Source organism: Pseudarthrobacter humi (assembly GCF_024294965.1).
GTDB lineage: Bacteria > Actinomycetota > Actinomycetes > Actinomycetales > Micrococcaceae > Arthrobacter > Arthrobacter humi.
In genome coordinates, this window is the sequence record NZ_JANCLV010000012.1 from 17684 (window position 1) to 37326 (window position 19643).

A 19643-nucleotide genomic window follows, 5' to 3' on the forward strand; every position below is an offset into this window, starting at 1 on the left:
TTTGCCTACTTTATGTCGCCGGTATCGTGGGTGTCCGCGTCTCCCGTGCTGGCACCGCCGGCTTCGTCGTGGCCGATCCCATCCTTGCCCCGCGTACCTGCGTTGTTCTGTCCGGTGCCAGCGGGACCGCCGTCGGCCTTGGCATTCGCCTCAAGGTCATCCTTGAGCTTCTTGAGGCGGGCAGCCTCGGCCTGGTTGCGGCGGCGCATTTCCAGGTTGCGGAGGAAATCGGGATCATCATCCGGGGCGGTGGGATGGCTGCGTGGTTGGCGGACCGGGGCTGAGTCACGCGGACGGCCGATCAGCAGCCAGAGGATGGCGCCGAGCACCGGAAGGACAATCATCACCACGATCCAGGCCGGCTTGGAGATCCCGCGAGTGAGGCGGCCGTCAGTGCGGATCACGTCCACCAGGCCGTACACAAAGATGACGAGAACTGCGACGGCGAGAACCACACGGAAGAGCATGCCATTAAGTCTATCGTCCGCAGGCCGGGGGCGTTCAGGCAGGGCGGCTAAACTTGTACCGTGGCCTTTTTGAAATACTCCCTGATCCGGCTGGCGCTGTTTGCGCCGCTCTTTGTGCTTTTTCTGTTCCTGGAGCTGGGGGCGGTGCTGTCAGTCATCTGCGCAGCGCTGATCGCGTTTGCGGTCAGCTACCTTTTCTTCCAGAAACAGCGCGACGCCGCCGCTGCCGCCATTCACGGCCGGCTCTCCGGCAAGGCCAAGCCGCTGCGCAGTGAACGCGAACAGGCCGACGCCGAAGCCGAAGACAGCCTCCTGGATGCCAACCCGGATGTCACCATCCGGAACAGCGGCCCGAGGGCACCCGGGTCCTAGAATCCGTGGCTGAGCACCAGTCCCAGTGAGAACAGCAGGCTGTAGCCGAGGTTGATCAGGCCGGTCTGCTGCAGCACGGGAATGAGGCTTTTGCGCTTGCGGCCGTTGATCATCAGCCAGGCGGGCATCAGGCAGGCCGGGATGAGCAGCAACACGATCAGCATCCACGGCCGCCCGGGAGCCAGGATGACCACCAGCAGGATGGCCACGGCGAGCATCAGCACGTAGCTTTCGCGGGCGTGCTTGTCGCCCAGGCGCACGGCCAGGGTCTTCTTGCCGGCCTGGATGTCGGTGGGGATGTCGCGGACGTTGTTGGCCATCAGCAGGGCGCAGGCAATGAGGCCGGTGCCGATCGCGCCGATAACGGCCGGCAGGTTGACCTGGCCGGCCTGGGTGTAGGTGGTGCCCAGCGTTGCCACCAGGCCGAAGAAGACGAACACAAAAACGTCGCCCAGGCCCATGTAGCCGTACGGGTTCTTGCCGCCGGTGTAGCCCCAGGCGGCCATAACGCAGCCGACTCCCACCAGGATCAGCCACCAGCTCTGGGTAATCAACACCAGCGCCAGGCCGAACAGCATGGCCACGGCAAAGGCCCCGAACGCTGCATATTTGACGTGTTCCGGCTGGGCAGCGCCGGAACCCACCAGCCGCAGGGGTCCCACGCGGTCCTCGTCGGTGCCGCGGACGCCGTCGGAATAATCGTTGGCGTAGTTGACGCCGATCTGCAGCAGCAGCGCCACCAGGGCGGCCAGCACGGCATTTACGGGGCGGAAAGAATCCAGCTCGTAGGCCGCGGCGGTGCCGATCAGTACCGGGGCGATGGCGGCCGGCAAAGTGCGGAGGCGGGCGCCTTGGATCCATTGTGCGGCTGTGGCCACGGTCAGTACCTCGTGTTGGGTCGGGAGTCGGCGAAACGGTGGTGGCGGCCGCGAACGGGCCGCCGGTGCAGGTCTACTCTACTTTCCCTGATGCAGCGCGTTGAGCCGTTCAATCATCGCCAGGCGGTCCGGCTTGCCGTTGGGGAGCATCAGCAGTTCCGGGGCAGCCAGCACGGTTTTCGGCGCCAGGAGGCCCAGTCGCCGGTGCCATTCTTCCTTAAGTACGGCGGCGTGATCCCCGGCGGGGGTGCCGGCGGCGCCGGCGTCGAGCGCCACAAAGGCGGCCACAGCCTGGCCCCATTCCGTGGACGGGACGCCGGCCACAAAAGCCGCCGCGACGTCGTCGGACTTTTCCAGCTCTTCCTGCACATGCGCGGCGGAGACCTTGACACCGCCGGTGATGATGACGTCGTCGGCGCGGCCCAGCACGGTGAGCCGGCCGTCCGCGTCCAGCATGCCGAGGTCATTGGTGCGGTACCAGCGGACGCCGTCCTCCTCGAAAAACGTGTCCGTCGCTTCGGGCGCATCCACATACCCGGCGGCCACGGTATCGCCGCCCAGCAGGATACGGCCGTCGTCGGCCACGCGGACCTGGACGCCGTCCAGCGGCACGCCGTCGTACACGCAGCCGCCGCAGGTTTCCGCGGACCCGTACGTGGTGACCACCCTGACGCCGGCCCGGCGGGCCGCGTCCAGCAGTTCAGCCGACGCCGGTGAGCCGCCCAGCAGGATGGCGTTGAACCGCCGCAGGACGGCCAGGGTCTCCGGTGACGGCGCCTCCAGGAGGCGTTGGAGCTGCGTGGGTACCAGCGAGGTGAAGCGGAACTTGTCGGTCAGCTCCAGGGCGCCGGCCGTGAACGCCTCGGGGGTGAAACCGCCGGACATGTCCATCACCCACGGGCGGGTGCCGGCGAACAGTGACCGCACCAGGACCTGAACGCCTGCCACGTACTGCACGGGCAGGGCCAGGAGCCACTGGCCCTCGCCTTTGAGCGCCAGGGCGGTGGCCATGGATGAGGCCGCCAGCGCCTCGACGGTCAGGATGGTGGCCTTCGGCGCGCCCGTCGAGCCGGACGTGCGGACCACCGCCACGGCGTCATCGCAGCCGGGCGTCTCGGTGTGTCCCACCACCAGTTCGCCGTTGGGGCCTGCGGAAAGTTCGACGGCGGGTCCCTCACCGTGGAGGGCGGCGGCCAGGGCTTTGAGCACCGGGTCGATGTCCGTGGGACCGGTGGTCTGGGTTCCGAGATTCATGTGCCGTCCTGCCTTTGAAGTCAGCCGGGGCCTGGAGGCCGGCCGGCTTGGAAGTTTGTGCCTAGAAGGTGCCTGGACGTGGTGCCTAGAAGTAGTGCGGGAAGCGGGACCAGTCCGGGTCGCGTTTCTCCAGGAAGGCTTCCTTTCCTTCCACCGCCTCGTCCGTCATGTAGGCCAGGCGCGTGGCTTCGCCTGCGAAGACCTGCTGGCCGGCCAGGCCGTCGTCGGCAAGATTGAAGGCGAATTTCAGCATGCGGATGGCCTGCGGTGACTGCCGGGCGATGTCTGCGGCGTATTCCAGGGCCACCTCTTCGAGGCGCTCGTGGTCCACGGCCTCGTTCACGGCGCCCATGCGGACCATGTCGTCCGCGGAGTACTCGCGGGCCAGGAAGAAGATCTCGCGGGCGGACTTCTGGCCGATCTGGCGGGCCAGCAGCGCCGAGCCGTACCCGGCGTCGAAACTTCCCACCGTGGCGTCCGTCTGCTTGAACTTGCCGTGCTGGCGGGAGGCGATGGTGAGGTCCGAGACCACATGCAGCGAGTGCCCGCCCCCGGCAGCCCAGCCGTTCACGACGGCGATGACCACCTTGGGCATGGTCCGCATGAGCCGCTGGACCTCAAGGATGTGGAGGCGCCCGGCGCGGGCAGGATCGATGGTTTCCTGGGTCTCGCCGTCGGCATAGCGGTACCCGTCGCGGCCGCGGATGCGCTGGTCCCCGCCGGAGCAGAAGCTGTGGCCGCCGTCCTTGGGGGAGGGGCCGTTGCCGGTGAGCAGGACCGTGGCGACGTCCGGGGTCATGCGGGCGTGGTCCATGGCGCGGTAGAGCTCGTCGACCGTGCCGGGGCGGAAGGCGTTGCGGACTTCCGGGCGGTTGAAGGCGATGCGGACGGTGGGCAGGTCCCTGGTTTCCGTTCCGCCTGCTGAGCGCTCAACCTGCCGGTGGTACGTCATGTCCTGGAAGTCGTCGAATCCGGACACGGTGCGCCAGCGGGTGGGGTCAAAGACGTCGGACACCTTGGCGGGAAGTTGGTTGCTCACCGGACAAGTCTAGTAATCGGGTCAGCTGATGCAGAACTCGTTGCCCTCGGGGGTAGGCTACGCAGCCCCTCACCGCAACGCGGGGTCACTTCCCGCCCAATAAACGGGGGCGGATGGGCATTAAGTGTCCCCGCGTTGGTTGGGTCAGGGCTGGACCTGTTGCAGCTGCTCGAATAGCTCGGGCGGGATGGCGTAGATGAAGATGACCGCCAGCAGGTTCTTCGCCGCGTGCACAAAGTAGGAGAACATCAGGTTCTTCCCGGTCCACACGTAGACAAACACCAGCGTGCCGCCCATGGCCAGATAGGGGAGCAACGCACTGAGCGTGATGGCTTCCTGGCCTGCGATATGGATGCTGGCAAAGAGGACCACAGAGAGGGCACAGCACAGCCAGATGTTGATCCGGCGGCTGAGTTTGCCGATCAGCAGGTGCCGGAAGATGTACTCCTCCACAAACGGGCCCACCACCACCAGGACCGGCACCATCAGCCAGGCAGGGACCTGTCGCATCAGCGCCTGCAGTCCGGCTTGGTTTGCCGACGTCTCCACTCCGCCGCCCGCCGACACCACCACGGCCGTGAGGATCATCATGGCCACTACTGCCGCCGGTACCATCAGCAGCGTGAACCACGGACGGGTGGCCAGCACGCGCAGGTCCCGGGCCACCACCCGGCGGGCGGCGGCCAGCGCCAGGATCCCGATCGAGCCGTAGAAGATGAGGTTCACGGCGTACGATGCCGCGGCCGGGCTGGGGGCAAGCTGGCTTATGAACGGGACCAGCAGTTCCCCTGCCACGGCGAAGAGCCCGGCCGCGGCCACATAGAGGCTGACGGCGGTGAAATCAAGGGCGGAAAACCGGTACAGCTCGGGCTGCGGCGCGGGTGGTTTCCGGTGCGTGGTGGCCATACAGTCAGCCTAGCTCCCCCCAAGTAGGTAGCAGCAGATGTCCTTTTGAGGGCTGATAACGACATCTGCTGGTACCTAGTTGGGAAGGAAGGATGGGGGTGGGCGTCACATTGCGGGGCCAGATCGGCGTCGCGTAGAATGTTCGGTATGCCTAAATCTTTGTTTCGGCGCGCCAAAGTCGCCGCCCGAACCCTCGCCCGGGGAACGGCGGCGTTCCGCGCTGCCGGCGCCGCCGCCGTCGTCGTCCTGTCCCTCTCCCTTACCGCGTGCGGGGGTGACGCGTCGGGCGCCGGTGACAGTGACAAGCCCGTCGTCCTGACCACCTTCACGGTGCTCGCCGACGTCGCCCGGAACGTTGCGGGGGACAAGCTCACCGTGGAGTCCATCACCAAGGCGGGCGCCGAAATCCACGGCTACGAACCCACCCCCGGCGACATCCGCAAGGCAGCCAAGGCGGACCTCATCCTGGACAACGGCCTGAACCTCGAAGCCTGGTTCGGGCAGTTTGTGGAGGGCCTGGACGTGCCGCACGCCGTGGTCAGTGACGGTGTGGAGGTCATGTCCATCAGCGAGGACTCCTACCAGGGCAAACCGAACCCGCATGCGTGGATGTCGCCCGTGAACGTGCAGATCTATGTGGATAACATGGTGACCGCCTTCAGCGAGCTTGACCCGGATAACGCAGCGGTTTTCAAGGCCAACGGTGACGCGTATAAGGCCGAACTGCAGGGTGTGCAGGACGAGATGAAAGCAAGCCTCGCAGGCCTCCCGGAGAACCAGCGCGCCCTGGTGACCTGCGAAGGCGCCTTCTCCTACCTGGCCCGTGATGCCGGGCTCAAAGAGGTCTACATCTGGGCGGTCAACGCCGAACAGCAGGCCACGCCGCAACAGATTACCCGCGCCATCGAGTACGTCAAGGCCAACCAGGTTCCCGCCGTGTTCTGTGAATCCACGGTGTCCGACGCACCCATGCAGCAGGTGGTGGGCGCCACCGGCGCGAAGTTCGGCGGCACACTTTACGTGGATTCACTGTCCGAAGCCGATGGGCCCGTACCCACTTACCTGGACCTGATCAGGCACGACGCCGATGTCATCACCACGGCCCTGGCCGGCACCTCCACCGGCTCCCCGGCAGGGGCGAAGTAATGAGCTCCCCGGCCATCCTCGTTGAAAACGTCACCGTCCACTACGGCGAGGTCCTGGCGCTCGATTCCGCCTCCCTCACCGTTGACGCCGCCCGGATCTGCGGCCTGATCGGCATGAACGGGTCCGGGAAATCCACGCTGTTCAAGGTGATCATGGGAATGATCAAGCCCGACGCCGGCCGCGTACTGATCGGCGGACAGTCACCTACCAAGGCGCGCAAGGAGGGCGGGATCGGCTACGTGCCGCAGAGCGAGGATGTTGACTGGCAGTTCCCGCTGTCCGTCCGCGATGTGGTGATGATGGGACGGTACGGGCACCAGGGCTTCACGCGGCGCCCCTCCAAGGCCGACCGCGCCGCCGTCGACCAGGCGCTGGACCGCGTGGAACTGGGCGAGTACGCGGAGCGCCAGATCGGGCAGCTGTCCGGCGGGCAGAAGAAGCGCGCCTTTGTGGCCCGCGGCATCGCCCAGGGTGCCACCATGATGCTCCTGGACGAACCGTTCGCCGGCGTGGACAAACGCTCCGAGGCCACCATCACCCGGCTGCTTCGCGAGCTCGCCTCAGACGGCTGCACCATCCTGATTTCCACCCACGACCTGCACGCCCTGCCCGGACTCTGCGACGAAGCCGTGCTCCTCATGCGCCGGGTCCTGATGCACGGCGCCCCGGAACTGGTGCTGCAACCGGAGAACCTCGCCATGGCGTTCGGCCTTGACGTGCTGAACCGCGACCTTCCGGAACCTCCCCACCCCGCCGCCGTCGTCCATCCCGCCACCACCGAAAGCAGGGGCTGACCCGTGGAGATCCTCGACATCCTGCTCGAACCGCTCAGCTACGACTTCATGGTCCGCGCCATCATCACCACCGCGCTCGCCGCCGTCGTCTGTGCCGTCCTCAGCTGCTGGCTGGTGCTGATCGGCTGGTCCCTGATGGGCGACGCCGTCTCCCACGCCGTGCTGCCCGGCGTTGTGCTGGCCTACATTGTGGGCGCCCCCTTTGCGCTCGGCGCCCTGGTGTTCGCGCTGATCGCGGTGACCCTGATCGGCGTCGTCCGCAACACCAGCCGCGTGAAGGAGGACGCCGCCATCGGCATTGTGTTCACGTCGCTGTTTGCCTTGGGCCTGGTGCTGATCTCCGTCACGCCCAGCCAGACTGACCTGAACCACATCATCTTCGGCAACCTCCTGGGCGTCAGCATCCCGGACCTCATCCAGGTGCTGGTGCTCGGCGTCGTCGCCTTCGTCATCCTGATCCTGAAGCGCCGCGACCTGACCCTCTACGCATTCGATCCCACGCACGCCCACGCGATCGGGCTCTCCCCGAAACGCCTGGGGGCGCTGCTGATGGGGCTGCTGGCGCTGACGTCGGTGGTGGCTCTGCAGACCGTGGGCGTGGTGCTGGTGGTGGCCATGCTCATCATCCCCGGGGCCACGGCCTACCTGCTCACGGACCGCTTCAACCGGATGCTGGTCATCGCCCCGGTGATTTCAGCCGTCTGCTCCATCGCCGGCATCTACTTCAGCTACTACCTGGACACGGCGTCGGGCGCCATGGTGGTGCTCACGCAGGGTGTGGTGTTCGCCGCCGTCTACCTGTTCAGCCCGCGGCAGGGACTGATCGGCACCCGGCTGGCGAAGGCCCGCCGCAGGAAGGCCGCCGCGCTTCTGGTTGCCTAGGCCCGGGAGTCCACAGCAACGCGGGGTCACTTACTGCCCAATACGAGGGAAAACATGGGCATTAAGTGACCCCGCGTTGCTCCTTGGGTGTGGTTTACCGCGTGGGAACAGCGGAGCGCCGCACGGTGATGTCGCCGTAGGCGCTGCGGGCGCGAATCTCCACTTTGGCGTCCGTCTCGCCTGGCCCGGTGGTGGCATCGAGTCCGTTGCGGACGCGCCCGTACTTGGTGCTTAGGTCCAGCCACGCGGCACTGCCTTCGCGGACGCCGATGGCCAGCGAACCCGCGGCGGTCTGGAGAGTGACGGTTCCGCGGGCCACCTCGCCGACGGTGATGTCGCCGTTGGAGGCCTTGATGGTGGTGGTGTCGCCGGCCCGTTCCAGGGAGACGTCCCCGTTGGCGGCACTGACCTTGAGCTCACCGGCGGCATCCATGATGTACGTGCTGCCGTTGCCGTTCTTGACGCTGGCGGTGCCGTCGATTTCCCGGATCCGGATTTTGCCCGAGCCGGTCTTGATTTCCGCCCGCCCCGCGACGCGTTCCACGGTCACGTCGCCCATGCCCGTGTGGACCCGCAGTTCCGTGGAGTGGTCGAGGTGGACGTGGCCCATGTCCGTCTTCAGTTCGGCGGAGCTGAATTCGCCCTCGCAGCGGAGATCGCCCATTCCGGACTTCAACTCCAGGCTGCAGCCGATGGGCACTTCAACTGCGATGTCCACGGCGCCGCCGTCGCTGAACCAGGTGTGGCGGCGCTGCGGATGCAGCCTTACCTGCAGGCGTCCATCCGTGTAGTCCACGGTGGTCTGCTCCGCCGCCTTGATGTCCAGGGCCCGGGTTGCTTCGCGGGGCCGGACGTTGACCACGGTGTCGGTGCGGTTGCCGGCGACGACCAGGATGTCGCCGCGGACGGACACGTCCACCACGACGGCGATTGGTTGGGGGGTCTGGAAGGTTGTCATCAGCGTGCCCATCCTGTGAAGTGCTGCTCGCCCGGTCCGCGGCGAATGGTGCGTTGCGTGGATTGGTTCCCATTGAGGGCCTCCGCGACGGCCCGGATCAGCCAGGAGTTCACGGACAGGCCCTCGACGCCCGCCGCCACTTCGACCTGCAGCTTGAGGTGGTCCGGAAGGCGAAGCGTCGTGCGCGAGGTGCTGGCGCCGTCGGACTCTTCCGAGGCCTGCCGGGAAGGCTGGCTGGACCGTTCCGTCACCGCTTCGAAGTCGCTGGCGGCGGGCGGGCTGGTGACCACAAACTCCGGATCGCGCCCTCGGAGCCGTACCTCCACCGACACCGGGGCCAGCTCGAGGGTGATCTCGCTGGCGGCGTCGGAGAGGGCTTCGAGGAGGACGAGCCGGACAGTGGACTCAAGCGCGGCAGTGAGGCGTTCGCTGAGTTCCCGGGCCTCGGGGCCACCGGCTTCGGCGGCAACGCCCAGCTGATGCTGGACGGCGGATACGTACTGGTTGAGTTGCATGACACCATTTTGACGCCATATTGGTGTCGCGTCAACACTCTTTGGCGAATATTGGTGTCACCAGTGGTGTCCCGGCTTGACGCTGCGGCTTTCGGCGGGGAAGCTGGAGCGATGAAGTCCTGAGCAGCAGCCCGGTCATGCCGGACTGTTCCCCCGAATCCAGGGCCGCCGTCGAGCAGCAGTTCCGGCGGCCACACTGCGGAATCTTGCGAGGACTTGTCTTGACTGAACACCTGAACCTTTCCGGCATCTCCCACGGCTACGGCGACCGGCAATTGCTCGACGGAATCAGCCTGGTCATCACGGCCGGCGAGCATGTTGCCATCGTCGGCGAAAACGGTGCCGGTAAATCCACGCTGCTCCGGATCCTGGCTGGGCTGGAAGCGCCCGACGAAGGAACTGTGGCCAGCCACGGCCGCGTGGGCTACCTTGCCCAGACGCACGGCCTGCCTGAATCCTTCACCGTGGGAGCCGCCGTGGACGCTTCCCTGGCCTCGCTGCGCGCCCTCGAAGCCGAACTTGACCGGCTGGAGGCCGGCCTCGCCGATGCCGAGGACGACGAGCTGGAAACCTACGGCCGGCTGCAGACCGAGTACCAGCTGCGCGAGGGCTACGCCGCGGAATCCCGGGTGGAGGCGGCGCTGGACCGGCTGGGCCTGGGCGGCCTGGACCGGAAGCGGACGCTGGGATCGCTTTCCGGCGGCGAGCAGGAACGTGTGGCGCTGGCCTGTGTCCTGGCCGACCCTGCGGACATCCTGCTCCTGGACGAACCCACCAACCACCTCGATGCCCGCGGAACCGCCTGGCTGGAGGACCGGCTGGCCGCCCATCGCGGGACAGTGGTGGTGGTGTCCCACGACCGCGTGCTGCTCCGCAAGGTGGCCAGCACCGTGATTGAGGTTGATGCCGAGCGCCGTACCGTGACCCGCTACGGCAACGGCTACGACGGCTACCTCCGCGAGAAGGCCGCCGAACGCCAGCGCTGGGTCCAGCAGTACCACGAGTGGATCGACGCGATGGAGGCGGAGCAGCGGCAGGCGGACACTGTAACCGACAAGATGGGCTACGCCCGCCAGCGCGACAATGACAAGGTGGGCTTCGACTTCAAGGCCGGCACGTGGCAGAAGGCGGCGAGCAGCAAGGTCCGCAATGCGCAGGAACGGCTCCGCCGGCTGGAGGCGAGCCCCATTGACCGCCCGCCGGTGCCGCTGCGGCTGGCGGCGGAGCTCGCCGTGGAACCGGAGGCTCCTTCTGTCTCTGGGGTCACCACCACATCCGGGGACGACGCCCTCATGCCCGCGTCGGCGGTCCTTGTTGCCCGCGGCGTCGCGGTTCCCGGCCGCCTGGGCGTTACTGATTTCGCGGCCCGCGCGGGTGAGAAGATCCTCATCACCGGCCCGAACGGCGCCGGAAAATCAACGCTGCTTTCCGTGCTGGCGGGAACCCTGGAGCCCGCCGAAGGGTTGGTTCAGCGGCCTGCGCGGATCGGCTACCTGCAACAGGAACTCGAACTCCCGCAACGGCCCGCGCTCCGCCTGCTGCCGGCCTTCGCGGCGGGCCTCGGCGGCAACATCGATGAGCACGCCGAGGCACTCCTGCGCCTGGGGCTGTTCCGCACCAGCGAGTTCCACGTCCCGGTGGGCAGCCTGTCCGCAGGCCAGCAGCGCAGGCTTGCCCTGGCCCGCCTGCTGCTGGGCGGCTACGGCACCCTGATTGTGGACGAACCCACCAACCACCTGGCGCCGGTCCTGGTGGAGCAGCTCGAAGAGGCGCTCGCCGGCTTCGCCGGGACCCTGGTCATGGTCAGCCATGACCGCGCCCTCCGGGACTGGTTTGCCAAGTGCGCGAAGAAGAGCGACACCTCGCGGACGGACGACGCCGGGCGCTGGATCCGGTACTCGATGGACAAGGGCGTGCTGGCTCCGGCCTGACGGCTCGCGTGAAGCCCCGGAAAGCGGTGAGGTTTGCGCAAACGAAAAGTTACGCACCGACCGGCAGGCCGAAACATCGGCGGCGGAGGATAGGCCTATGCCAGTCTCCCGCCGGCCGAAAGGATCTGTCCGTGATCACCAAGAACCTTTTCCTGCAGGGCATCTTCCCGTTTGTGGGCACCGGGTTGGAGAAACCCGTCCCCATCCACCGCGAGCTCTCGCACTACGTTCCGGACGGCGTCATCAACCAGACGCTCTACTTCCGGGGCGGCAATTCCAGCAGTGAACTCATCACCGTGGTGCTGATGCGGAACGGCGTGCCCATGCGCTATTTCCCCATCGGCGCCAAGAGCGACGTCCATGTGCCGCTGCGGGTGGTGGAGGACATCGACGGCGGCTCGGTGGTGGAGCTCTATCTCGCCGCCCCGGATGGCGTTGGGGGATCCGTGGTGGTGGACCTGGGCATGGTGGAGCACTGATGACCAGCGTGCTGGACCGGCCGCAGGGCAGGCACCTGGGCGCCGCGCCGCGCCGTCGGCTGGTGGTTGTTGGGAATGGCATGGCCGGCGCCCGGGCAGTGGAGGAGATCCTGGCCCGGGGCGGCGCTGACCTGTTCACGATCACCATGTTCGGGGACGAGCCCTACGGCAACTACAACCGCATCATGCTCAGCCACGTCCTCTCCGGCGAGGAAAGCGACGCCGACATCTTCCTGAACGCGCTGCCCTGGTACCGCGAGAACAGCATCACCCTGCACGCCGGCGTCCGCGTGGACCGGATCGACAAGTTCACGAAGCACGTCTTCTCCAACGACGGCAGGGTGACGCCCTACGACGTCCTCATCATCGCCACCGGGAGCCGCTCCCACATGCCGCCGATGGACGGGCTCTACACCCCGGGCGGCTCCGTGAAGCACGGCGTGTTCGGGTTCCGCACTATCGATGACACGCGCAGGATGGTCCAGCATGCGCAGCAGGAGCATCACCGGCGGGCCGTAGTGATCGGGGGCGGCCTGCTGGGCCTCGAAGCGGCTTACGGCCTGAAAAGCCACGGGATCGACGTGGAGGTGGTCCACTCGGGCGGGCACCTCATGAATGCGCAGATGGGGCCCGACGGCGGCGCGGTGCTGCGTAGGAGCGTGGAGGCCCTGGGCATCCGCGTTCACACGTCCAGCCGCACCACGGCAGTCCTCGGGACGGACACAGTCAGCGGCGTCAGCCTCCGCGACCGGGAGGACATCGCCTGCGACATGGTGGTGGTGGCCGCGGGCATCCGGCCCAACGTGGACGTGGCTGTGCTGAGCGGGCTGCCGGTGGAGCGGGCCATTGTGGTGGATGACCGGCTGCGGGTCCAGGACGAAGACGATATCTATGCGGTGGGGGAGTGCGTCCAGCACCGCGGCGAGGTCTACGGGCTGGTGGCGCCGCTGTGGGAACAGGCCGTGGTGCTTGCCAACCACGTGACCGGCGCCGACACGTCGTCGGCCTACCTCGGCTCGCGGACCGCCACTAAGCTCAAGGTGGCCGGCGTCGACGTCGCATCCATGGGGCTGCACGGGCCTGAGCTCGACACGGACGAGCACATCGTCTTCTCGGAGCCCAGCCGCGGTGTGTTCAAGTCCATCGTGGTCCGCGACAACAAGATGGTGGGTGCCACGCTCCTGGGCGACAGCCGGAAGGTGGCGTACCTGACGCAGGCCTACGACCGCGGGCTGCCCCTGCCGGAGGAGCGGATCGCACTGATGTTCGACGTCGGCGGGCCGGGTGAGGCGGTGGGCGTGGCCGAGCTCGACGACGGCGCCCAGGTCTGCAACTGCAACGGCGTTTCGAAGGGGGCACTCGTGGCCGCCGTGAAGGGCGGCTGCACCTCGGTTTCCGGCGCCATGGACGCCACGCGGGCGGGCAAGGGCTGCGGTTCCTGCAAGCTCCTGGTGAAACAGGTGGTGGAGTGGGCGGCGGACGGCGCGGTGGAGGAGGATCCGGCGGCCAGCTACTACGTGCCCGGGATTCCGCTGGACAAGCCGTCCCTGATGGCCGCCATCCGGAAACAGGGCCTGCGCTCCGTGTCCCAGGTGTTCACGGCACTGGCCCCTGGGAGCGCCGAAGATGCGAAGTCCAAGATGGGCCTGGCCTCGCTGCTGAAGATGATGCTCGCGGACCGGTACATCGACGAACGCGACGCCCGCTTCATCAACGACCGCGTGCACGCCAACATCCAGCGCGACGGCACCTTCTCCGTCGTCCCGCAGATGAAGGGCGGGGTGACGTCCGTGCAGCAGCTGCGCCGGATTGCCGACGTCGCCGAAAAGCACAACGTCCCGCTGATCAAGCTGACCGGCGGGCAGCGGATCGACCTGCTGGGGATCCCCAAGGAGGACCTGCCGCAGGTGTGGGCGGACCTGGACATGCCCTCCGGGTACGCCTACGGCAAGAGCTTCCGCACCGTGAAGACCTGCGTGGGCAAGGACTTCTGCCGGTACGGCACGGGTGACTCCACCAAGCTGGGCATCGAGATCGAGTCCCGCTTCCAGGGCATCGAGTCGCCGGCCAAGCTGAAGCTGGCCGTGTCCGGCTGCCCGCGGAACTGCGCCGAATCGCTGGTCAAGGACGTGGGCGTGGTGGCAGTGGAAGGCGGTCGCTGGGAGCTCTACGTCGGCGGCGCGGCGGGGGCGCATATCCGCAAAGGGGACCTGCTGGCCACCGTGGATGATCCGGAGGACGTCAAGATCCTGACCGGCCGCTTTATGCAGTACTACCGTGAAAACGCCAACTGGCTGGAACGGACATACTCGTTCGTGCCACGGGTAGGCATCGAACACCTCCGCGCGGTGATTGTTGAGGATTCGGAAGGCATGGCGTCCGCCCTGGATGAGGCCATGCAGGCATCCGTGGACAGCTACGTGGACCCGTGGAGCGAACGCGACGATCCCCTCACGCCGGGCCAGTTCCGGACGTCCCTGCCGCTCACGGTCCTGCCCCAGGTGCCGGTCCGATGAGCGCCGGACACAACCTGGGCCCGGTGGACCAGATCCCGTTCGGCGAGGGGCGGGCCTTCGGGGTGGACGGCGAGCAGGTGGCCGTCTTCCGGCTGCGGGACGGGACCCTGCGAGCCCTGTCCGCGGTCTGCCCGCACCGCGGCGGCCCCATTGCGGACGGCACCATCGACCGGGAGGTGGTGATGTGCCCGCTGCACCAGCACGCGTTCAGCCTGGAAACGGGCTGCTCCAGCACCGGCGCCGAACCTTTGCGCACGTACAGCGTTCAGGAGGATGTCGAACAGAATATTGTTCTGAAATATCCCCATACTCGTGGCGATAGTTTGGCTTAACCGGGCCCGGGTGTAGCCCGCGTCACTTGCTGCGGTTTGAGTCTTGTAGGATGGACAGGCCGCGCGAACCTTCGACGCCTGAGAGTTTTTGTCCACTTAAGTACCCATAATGCGGGACTATCCCGAATTATCTGGACAAAAACTCGGGTTTCCGGTGCCGGCCAATCCCCTACCCACAAGGAATTGTTGTGCCTCAAAGTACCCCCACAGAACTCGTGAGCCCGACGGCGCAATCCGCCGTCGTCGACTCCACCCTCAGCGCCGAGGGCTACAAAAAATCCCTGAGCGGCCGCCAGGTCACCATGATTGCCATGGGCGGCGCCATCGGCGTCGGCCTCTTTATGGGTGCAGGCGGACGCCTGGCGTCCACTGGCCCCGCCCTCATCTTCTCGTACGCCATTGCCGGCGTTATCGCCTACCTGCTGATGCGCGCCCTGGGCGAGCTGATCATGTACCGCCAGACGTCGGGTTCCTTCGTCAGCTACGCCGGTGAGATGTTCGGCAAGAAGGGCGCGTACCTGTCCGGCTGGATGTACTTCATCAACTGGGCCATGACCGGCATCGCCGAACTCATCGCGATCGGACTGTACTTCCAGTTCTTCTTCCCCAACGTGCCCGTCGAACTCAGCGCCATCGCAGCGCTGCTGCTGCTCGTGGGCGTCAACCTCATGAGCGTCAAGGCGTTCGGCGAATTTGAATTCTGGGCCTCCTGCCTCAAGGTCGGCGCCATCGTGATCTTCCTGGCCGTGGGCACCTTCATGGTGGTCACCAACGCCCAGGTGGGCGACGGCAACGCCTCGGTGAACAACCTCTTCGCAGCCGAAGGCGGAATGTTCCCCAAGGGTGCCCTGGTGATGATCCTGGTCCTGAACGCCGTGATCTTCGCCTACAACGGCATCGAGCTTGTCGGCATCACGGCCGGCGAAATGCAGGACCCCGCCAGGGAAGTTCCCAAGGCGATCCGCGCCGTGGTCTTCCGCATCGTGGTGTTCTACGTCGGTTCCGTGACGCTCCTGGCGATGCTGCTGCCCTCGGACCAGTACGTGGCCGGCACCTCGCCGTTCGTCACCGTGTTCGGCCAGATGGGCCTCGGCTGGATGGGCGACGTGATGAACATGATCGTCATCACCGCCGCGCTGTCCTCCTGCAACTCGGGCCTGTACTCGATCGGCCGGATCTTCCGGACCATGGCCAACAACGGGCACGCCCCGGAGTGGCTGACCAGGATGTCCAAGAGCCACGTGCCGTACGCCGCCATCCTCGCCATCGGCGCCGTCTACCTCGTGGGCATCCTGCTGAACATCTGGCTCGGCGGCTCATACGCCTTCGACCTCGCGCTCAACTCCGCATCAATCGGCGTGATCTTCACCTGGGGCGCAATCTTCGCCAGCCAGATCGCGCTGCGCCACAAGAAGGGCAAGGTCTCCTCCCTGCCCGCGCCCGGCGGGACCTGGAGCAGCTGGGCCGGACTCATTGCGCTGCTGGCCATCACGGTGCTCATCGGCTTCGACACCATGACCAGCAAGACCGGCGAGGTATTCCACCTCGGTCTCTGGACCCTGGCCACCATCCCGTTCTTCGCCCTGGTGCTGTGGCTCGGCTGGCAGAAGGTTAAGAACAACGAGCCCAAGAGCGAGCTCTTCTGCTAGGTCATTTCGCCTCAGCAGACGGACGCTAAGCGACCGGACACCCTGCGGACGGACGCTGAGAAGTCCGACGACGGCGGGTCACCCTTTCGGGGGCGGCCCGCCGTCGTCGTCGGTGGAGCATGTCGGGGCGCCTAGCCGTTCAGGTACTTCGCGAAGTGGTCCTCGATCCGCCGCCAGGCTTCGGGGGAGGACTCCGGGTCGGGGCCGATGCCCATGACCCGCATCAGCGGCCGGAAAACCGCGGGGCCCAGGTCGGTTTCGTTGAGGAACGCATGGCCCGCGGTCGGAAATTCCTTGACGCTGTTTTCGATGCCGAGGTTGTCCAGGGCGGTCTCGAGCCTGCCGGCCGCGCCCTTAAGGGTGAGGTCCCGGCCGCCGAAGTTGGCCACGATGGGGCAGGCGCCGCGGAGGCTTTCCTCGAGATTGCCGGGCAGGCGGCCGTAGTTGACCGCGGCCGCCTCGAAGCCGTCGCGGGCCACCAGCAGCGCGAATCCTCCGCCCATGCAGAACCCGATCACCCCGGTCTTGCCGGTGGACAGCGGCGACGTGGCCAGCCAGGACCGGGCGGTGGCGAGGTCGGTGAACGCGCGGCCGCTTCCCCGGAGCATGCTCCGCATGGTGCTGACCAGGCAGCGGCGCCGGCCGCCGTCGCTGAACAGGTCCACCGCCAGCGTCAGGTACCCGGCGCGGGCCATCCGGTCTGCATGCCCGCGAACGAGGTCGTTCAGGCCGAAGGCTTCGTGGATCATCAGGACCGCGGGAAACGGACCTGGCCCGGAAGGCGTGGCGAGATATCCGCCGAGCGAAGGCGAACCGCCGGCAGCGGCACTCTGGGCACTCAGGTCGACATAAGTCATGGGCCAAGGGTAGCCGTCGCCGTCGATCCCCCCATCGACGCGGTCGGCGGAAACGAGAACGGCGGCGGACCCCCCATGGGAATCCGCCGCCGTTCGAATGTGGAAGGACTAGTCCTTGAAGGTGTCCTTGACGTTTTCGCCGACCTTCTTCGCGTCAGCCTTGACCTGGTCCGCCTGGCCTTCGGCCTTAAGCTGGTCGTTGTCCGTGGCGTTGCCGGCCGCTTCCTTGGCCTTGCCGCCCAGGTGCTCTGCTTCGTTGCTGATCTTGTCTCCGAGGCCCATGAGTCTGGCCGCCTTTCGTTCCCGTTGATCTGACAATGCTTTTTCAGCCTAACACAAAGCATGCTTACCATTTCTGGGAGCCCGAATTCCAGCGGCCTGTCGGTAACTTGCGGAGTAGTGCTTCAGAGATTCGTCTGAACCGGTATGACGATGCCTGCGCCGCCGTCGACGGTGACGCGTTGCCCGGTGCGGAGCTGGAGGGTCGCGTCTCCCGTTCCTACGACGGCGGGAATTCCGAATTCACGGGCGACCAGGGAGGCGTGAGCCGCCAGGGTTCCGCCGTCGGTGATGATGGCCGCGGCACGGGCGAAGAGCGGCGTCCATGCTGGCGCTGTCGACTTGGCGACCAGCACTTCGCCTTCGAGAAAGGAGTCGAAGTCTTCCGGTCCGTGCATGACACGGACGATGCCGGTGATCCGTCCAGTGCTCGCGGGATGCCCCACGATGGCCCCTTCCGGCAGGTCATGTGAACTTCTTGCCGCGTCCACTGCCCGGGCGATCGGATCACCGATAAACCTGCCGGTTTCGCCGAGTGTCAGCGGTGCGGCGAGGTTCCGCTGCCGTTGCCAGGCATCGCGTCGGCTGGCAACGGGCGGCCGCGTACCCGCTGATCGGCCGGTGACCTCGTCCAGGTTCAGGAAATGAACGTCCGCTGGATCCCCGATGAGGCCGGCGGCGACCAGCCGTTCGCCGAGCCGGCGGGCGCAGCGGCGCAGGAGCGGCCACCCCAGGCTCAGGTCGTGGGACTGTTCTTCCCGCAGGGCCGCATAATGCTGGGCGACCTCAAGGAGGGCGTTGAAGCGTGCGAGCAGAGGGGGCTGATCGGTGAGTGCCTGGCGTGCGGCCGCTTCGGCGTCGGCTCGCTGGGCGCTTAGGCCTTCGGCCTTCCCAGTTGCCGGCAGTTGGTCAGCGCCCTGGTGGCTGGGCAACGATTCGCCGGCCGTGGGGTGGTACCAGTCCAGGGAGTAGACCGCGTGGGCAACCTCTGCCGGTGCGGTTCCGGGCAGGCCGCGAAGAAGCGCCTGGTGGCCGGTTACTCCTGCAGCTGTCCGGTGCAGCGGGCCAGCCAAATGCTTCTGCCAGAACCGGGCCAGTGCTGATTCCATCTTCCAGGCGGAACCACCGACGATGGAAAGTGACCAAAGGTAGATTCCTGCCTGTTTACACACGGCATCCACGAGTTCGACAAGCCGGACCGGAGTCGCTGAATCGACCTCCTGTTCCGCCTTCCGCACAAGCTGGCGGTACTCGGGCAGCAGGTGGTTGCGCCACTTCAGCTCCAAGCCACGGAGAACTGCGCGGTGCGCCGCGGCAGGATTGGTGGAAACGCGGAGGAGGGCGTTGAACAGGAACCAGGGTGCCCGGCCGCGGCTATCCAGAATTACTCGTCCTAGGAGCCTTGGGGAGGGCACCGGCGGGGCGTTGTAGTACCAACCATTAACGGAGGCATAGCGGAAGGGCACCCGCACGAGGGCGTCGCCTTGCATGCCGTCGAGAAATCCGGATTCGATCCGGGGCAGGAGCCAGTCCTCGAACAGCGGGGTCATCGGATCCGGGAGCCATTCACCGAGGCGGAAGTTCCGAGACCACAGACCCTTGCCGGGCACCACCCAATCCACAGCCTCCGGCAGGGCCGTAATGGGCCGGGCCTGCAGAAGGAACAGGACACCGTCTGCGTCAATGGCCCACTCAATGTCCTGCGGCACCCCGGCACGGGCCGCGACACGGCGGGCAAGCCCGGCTACCTCCCGCGCCTGGGCCGGTGTAAGAGTGCCGGCGTCCCGGGTGGCGACTGCATCCTGATCCCGGACGGTCCATTGTTCCCCGACAGCGTCACCGGCAACGAGGGATTCGCCGAGTCCGTGCACGGCCGTGACAATGGTTTCGTCACGGTCCCCGGTGAGCGGATTGGCGGTGAAAGCGACGCCGGCGGCAAGGGGCTGGACCATCTGTTGAACGAGTACCGCCATGGCAGACGCGGCCGGTTGTTCCTGGCCTGAGGCTCCGCGCGCTGACTCATACGCCGCCACCCGGTCGTGGGCAGCGGACGCCAGACAGCGCCTGATTGCACCCTCGAGGTCATCTCGTGGAATGTTGAGTAAGGTCTCGTAGAGGCCTGCATACGAAGCGTCGGGCAGGTCTTCTGCGGTGGCGGAGGACCTGACGGCAAAGGGTCCCGGACCGATCCTGTCGGCGGCGTCCTGCAATGCATCGGCGAGGATCCGGCCGGGCCGGTCAAAGGCCTCCGCAGTGACGATGAAGCCTGGCGGCACACGGAATCCGACTGCGGAGAGCGCATTGAGCGTCGCCGCCTTGCTGCCCAGCGCTGCCTGTCCCGGGTGAACGGCACCAAGCAGGGGAAACGGCTGGTGGGTGTCCGCCATCG

Annotated in this window: 19 protein-coding genes; 9 read left to right on the forward strand and 10 right to left on the reverse strand. The window is 66.7% G+C overall.

The window, feature by feature from the left end; all coding sequences use genetic code 11:
• Positions 1-5: 5 nt before the first annotated feature.
• Entirely contained in the window at positions 6-467 is a 462-nt protein-coding gene (locus NFC73_RS15650; RefSeq protein ID WP_254751628.1) for a PLD nuclease N-terminal domain-containing protein, read from the reverse strand.
• A 60-nt stretch (positions 468-527) separates the two neighbouring features.
• Here NFC73_RS15650 and NFC73_RS15655 point away from each other — a divergent pair, with 60 nt between their 5' ends.
• A complete protein-coding gene (locus NFC73_RS15655; protein WP_254751630.1) occupies positions 528-839 on the forward strand; it encodes a DUF4229 domain-containing protein in 312 nt (103 codons plus the stop codon).
• On the opposite strand, the gene NFC73_RS15660 is transcribed toward NFC73_RS15655, so the two are convergent.
• The 4 genes from NFC73_RS15660 to NFC73_RS15675 all read right to left on the reverse strand — a co-directional run bounded on the left by NFC73_RS15660 (position 836) and on the right by NFC73_RS15675 (position 4916).
• On the reverse strand, positions 836-1717 hold the full coding sequence (locus NFC73_RS15660; RefSeq protein WP_058931394.1) for a 1,4-dihydroxy-2-naphthoate polyprenyltransferase: 882 nt from the start codon (positions 1715-1717) through the stop codon (positions 836-838). The two genes, NFC73_RS15655 and NFC73_RS15660, sit on opposite strands and share 4 nt — an antisense overlap.
• Positions 1718-1795: 78 nt before the next feature.
• Positions 1796-2971, reverse strand: a complete 1176-nt coding sequence (locus NFC73_RS15665) for an AMP-binding protein (protein ID WP_254751632.1) — start codon at positions 2969-2971, stop codon at positions 1796-1798.
• An 85-nt stretch (positions 2972-3056) separates the two neighbouring features.
• Positions 3057-4010, reverse strand: a complete 954-nt coding sequence (locus tag NFC73_RS15670) for a 1,4-dihydroxy-2-naphthoyl-CoA synthase (protein ID WP_254751634.1) — start codon at positions 4008-4010, stop codon at positions 3057-3059.
• A gap of 144 nt (positions 4011-4154) precedes the next feature.
• Positions 4155-4916 carry a CPBP family intramembrane glutamic endopeptidase gene (locus NFC73_RS15675; protein WP_254751636.1) on the reverse strand — a complete coding sequence of 254 codons (762 nt, stop codon included), beginning with the start codon at positions 4914-4916 and terminating at the stop codon, positions 4155-4157.
• A gap of 147 nt (positions 4917-5063) precedes the next feature.
• Between NFC73_RS15675 and NFC73_RS15680 the strand changes: the two genes are divergently transcribed.
• From NFC73_RS15680 to NFC73_RS15690, 3 genes are read left to right on the forward strand one after another with little or no spacing between them, the layout of a single operon-like run.
• Positions 5064-6062: a metal ABC transporter substrate-binding protein gene (locus tag NFC73_RS15680; protein ID WP_254751638.1), complete on the forward strand. Its 999-nt coding sequence runs from the start codon at positions 5064-5066 to the stop codon at positions 6060-6062.
• Entirely contained in the window at positions 6062-6856 is a 795-nt protein-coding gene (locus NFC73_RS15685; protein ID WP_254751640.1) for a metal ABC transporter ATP-binding protein, read from the forward strand. Before NFC73_RS15680 ends, NFC73_RS15685 begins: the two co-directional genes overlap by 1 nt.
• Before the next feature lie 48 nt (positions 6857-6904).
• Complete coding sequence (locus NFC73_RS15690) at positions 6905-7738, forward strand: metal ABC transporter permease (RefSeq protein ID WP_256549001.1); 834 nt, start codon at positions 6905-6907, stop codon at positions 7736-7738.
• A gap of 94 nt (positions 7739-7832) precedes the next feature.
• Here the strand turns inward: NFC73_RS15690 and NFC73_RS15695 are convergent, their stop codons facing one another.
• Positions 7833-8696 carry a DUF4097 family beta strand repeat-containing protein gene (locus NFC73_RS15695; protein ID WP_254751644.1) on the reverse strand — a complete coding sequence of 288 codons (864 nt, stop codon included), beginning with the start codon at positions 8694-8696 and terminating at the stop codon, positions 7833-7835.
• The gene (locus NFC73_RS15700; RefSeq protein ID WP_254751646.1) at positions 8696-9211 is read right to left on the reverse strand and encodes a histidine kinase; all 516 of its coding nucleotides are present in this window, start codon (positions 9209-9211) and stop codon (positions 8696-8698) included. The genes NFC73_RS15695 and NFC73_RS15700 overlap by 1 nt, the downstream gene beginning before the upstream one ends.
• Positions 9212-9432: 221 nt before the next feature.
• On the opposite strand from NFC73_RS15700, the gene NFC73_RS15705 reads away from it, so the two are divergent.
• The 5 genes from NFC73_RS15705 to NFC73_RS15725 all read left to right on the forward strand — a co-directional run bounded on the left by NFC73_RS15705 (position 9433) and on the right by NFC73_RS15725 (position 16118).
• A complete protein-coding gene (locus NFC73_RS15705) occupies positions 9433-11142 on the forward strand; it encodes an ABC-F family ATP-binding cassette domain-containing protein (protein WP_254751648.1) in 1710 nt (569 codons plus the stop codon).
• 131 nt (positions 11143-11273) lie between these two features.
• Positions 11274-11621, forward strand: a complete 348-nt coding sequence (locus NFC73_RS15710) for a molybdopterin oxidoreductase (protein WP_104060431.1) — start codon at positions 11274-11276, stop codon at positions 11619-11621.
• Positions 11621-14137 carry a nitrite reductase large subunit NirB gene (gene nirB / locus NFC73_RS15715; RefSeq protein ID WP_254751650.1) on the forward strand — a complete coding sequence of 839 codons (2517 nt, stop codon included), beginning with the start codon at positions 11621-11623 and terminating at the stop codon, positions 14135-14137. The genes NFC73_RS15710 and nirB overlap by 1 nt, the downstream gene beginning before the upstream one ends.
• Positions 14134-14469, forward strand: coding sequence for a Rieske (2Fe-2S) protein (locus NFC73_RS15720; RefSeq protein ID WP_254751652.1), 336 nt, complete (start codon positions 14134-14136; stop codon positions 14467-14469). The genes nirB and NFC73_RS15720 overlap by 4 nt, the downstream gene beginning before the upstream one ends.
• 188 nt (positions 14470-14657) lie before the next feature.
• Positions 14658-16118 (forward strand): amino acid permease, encoded by a 1461-nt coding sequence (locus NFC73_RS15725; RefSeq protein ID WP_254751654.1) that lies wholly within the window; start codon positions 14658-14660, stop codon positions 16116-16118.
• Between the two features lie 131 nt (positions 16119-16249).
• Here the strand turns inward: NFC73_RS15725 and NFC73_RS15730 are convergent, their stop codons facing one another.
• From NFC73_RS15730 to NFC73_RS15740, 3 genes are all read right to left on the reverse strand, one after another.
• Entirely contained in the window at positions 16250-16975 is a 726-nt protein-coding gene (locus tag NFC73_RS15730) for a dienelactone hydrolase family protein (protein ID WP_254751656.1), read from the reverse strand.
• A 108-nt stretch (positions 16976-17083) separates the two neighbouring features.
• Positions 17084-17257: a CsbD family protein gene (locus NFC73_RS15735; protein ID WP_254751658.1), complete on the reverse strand. Its 174-nt coding sequence runs from the start codon at positions 17255-17257 to the stop codon at positions 17084-17086.
• Between the two features lie 122 nt (positions 17258-17379).
• Complete coding sequence (locus NFC73_RS15740) at positions 17380-19641, reverse strand: PEP/pyruvate-binding domain-containing protein (RefSeq protein ID WP_254751660.1); 2262 nt, start codon at positions 19639-19641, stop codon at positions 17380-17382.
• Between the last annotated feature and the right edge of the window lie 2 nt (positions 19642-19643).

Coding starts and splice junctions, on each gene's coding strand:
- NFC73_RS15695 (WP_254751644.1), bottom strand. CDS start 8,696: ATGACAACCTTCCAGACCCCCCAACCAATCGCCGTCGTGGTGGACGTG.
- NFC73_RS15685 (WP_254751640.1), top strand. CDS start 6,062: ATGAGCTCCCCGGCCATCCTCGTTGAAAACGTCACCGTCCACTACGGC.
- NFC73_RS15650 (WP_254751628.1), bottom strand. CDS start 467: ATGCTCTTCCGTGTGGTTCTCGCCGTCGCAGTTCTCGTCATCTTTGTG.
- NFC73_RS15730 (WP_254751656.1), bottom strand. CDS start 16,975: ATGACTTATGTCGACCTGAGTGCCCAGAGTGCCGCTGCCGGCGGTTCG.
- NFC73_RS15735 (WP_254751658.1), bottom strand. CDS start 17,257: ATGGGCCTCGGAGACAAGATCAGCAACGAAGCAGAGCACCTGGGCGGC.
- NFC73_RS15720 (WP_254751652.1), top strand. CDS start 14,134: ATGAGCGCCGGACACAACCTGGGCCCGGTGGACCAGATCCCGTTCGGC.
- nirB (WP_254751650.1), top strand. CDS start 11,621: ATGACCAGCGTGCTGGACCGGCCGCAGGGCAGGCACCTGGGCGCCGCG.
- NFC73_RS15690 (WP_256549001.1), top strand. CDS start 6,905: ATGGTCCGCGCCATCATCACCACCGCGCTCGCCGCCGTCGTCTGTGCC.
- NFC73_RS15665 (WP_254751632.1), bottom strand. CDS start 2,971: ATGAATCTCGGAACCCAGACCACCGGTCCCACGGACATCGACCCGGTG.
- NFC73_RS15680 (WP_254751638.1), top strand. CDS start 5,064: ATGCCTAAATCTTTGTTTCGGCGCGCCAAAGTCGCCGCCCGAACCCTC.
- NFC73_RS15675 (WP_254751636.1), bottom strand. CDS start 4,916: ATGGCCACCACGCACCGGAAACCACCCGCGCCGCAGCCCGAGCTGTAC.
- NFC73_RS15740 (WP_254751660.1), bottom strand. CDS start 19,641: ATGGCGGACACCCACCAGCCGTTTCCCCTGCTTGGTGCCGTTCACCCG.
- NFC73_RS15700 (WP_254751646.1), bottom strand. CDS start 9,211: ATGCAACTCAACCAGTACGTATCCGCCGTCCAGCATCAGCTGGGCGTT.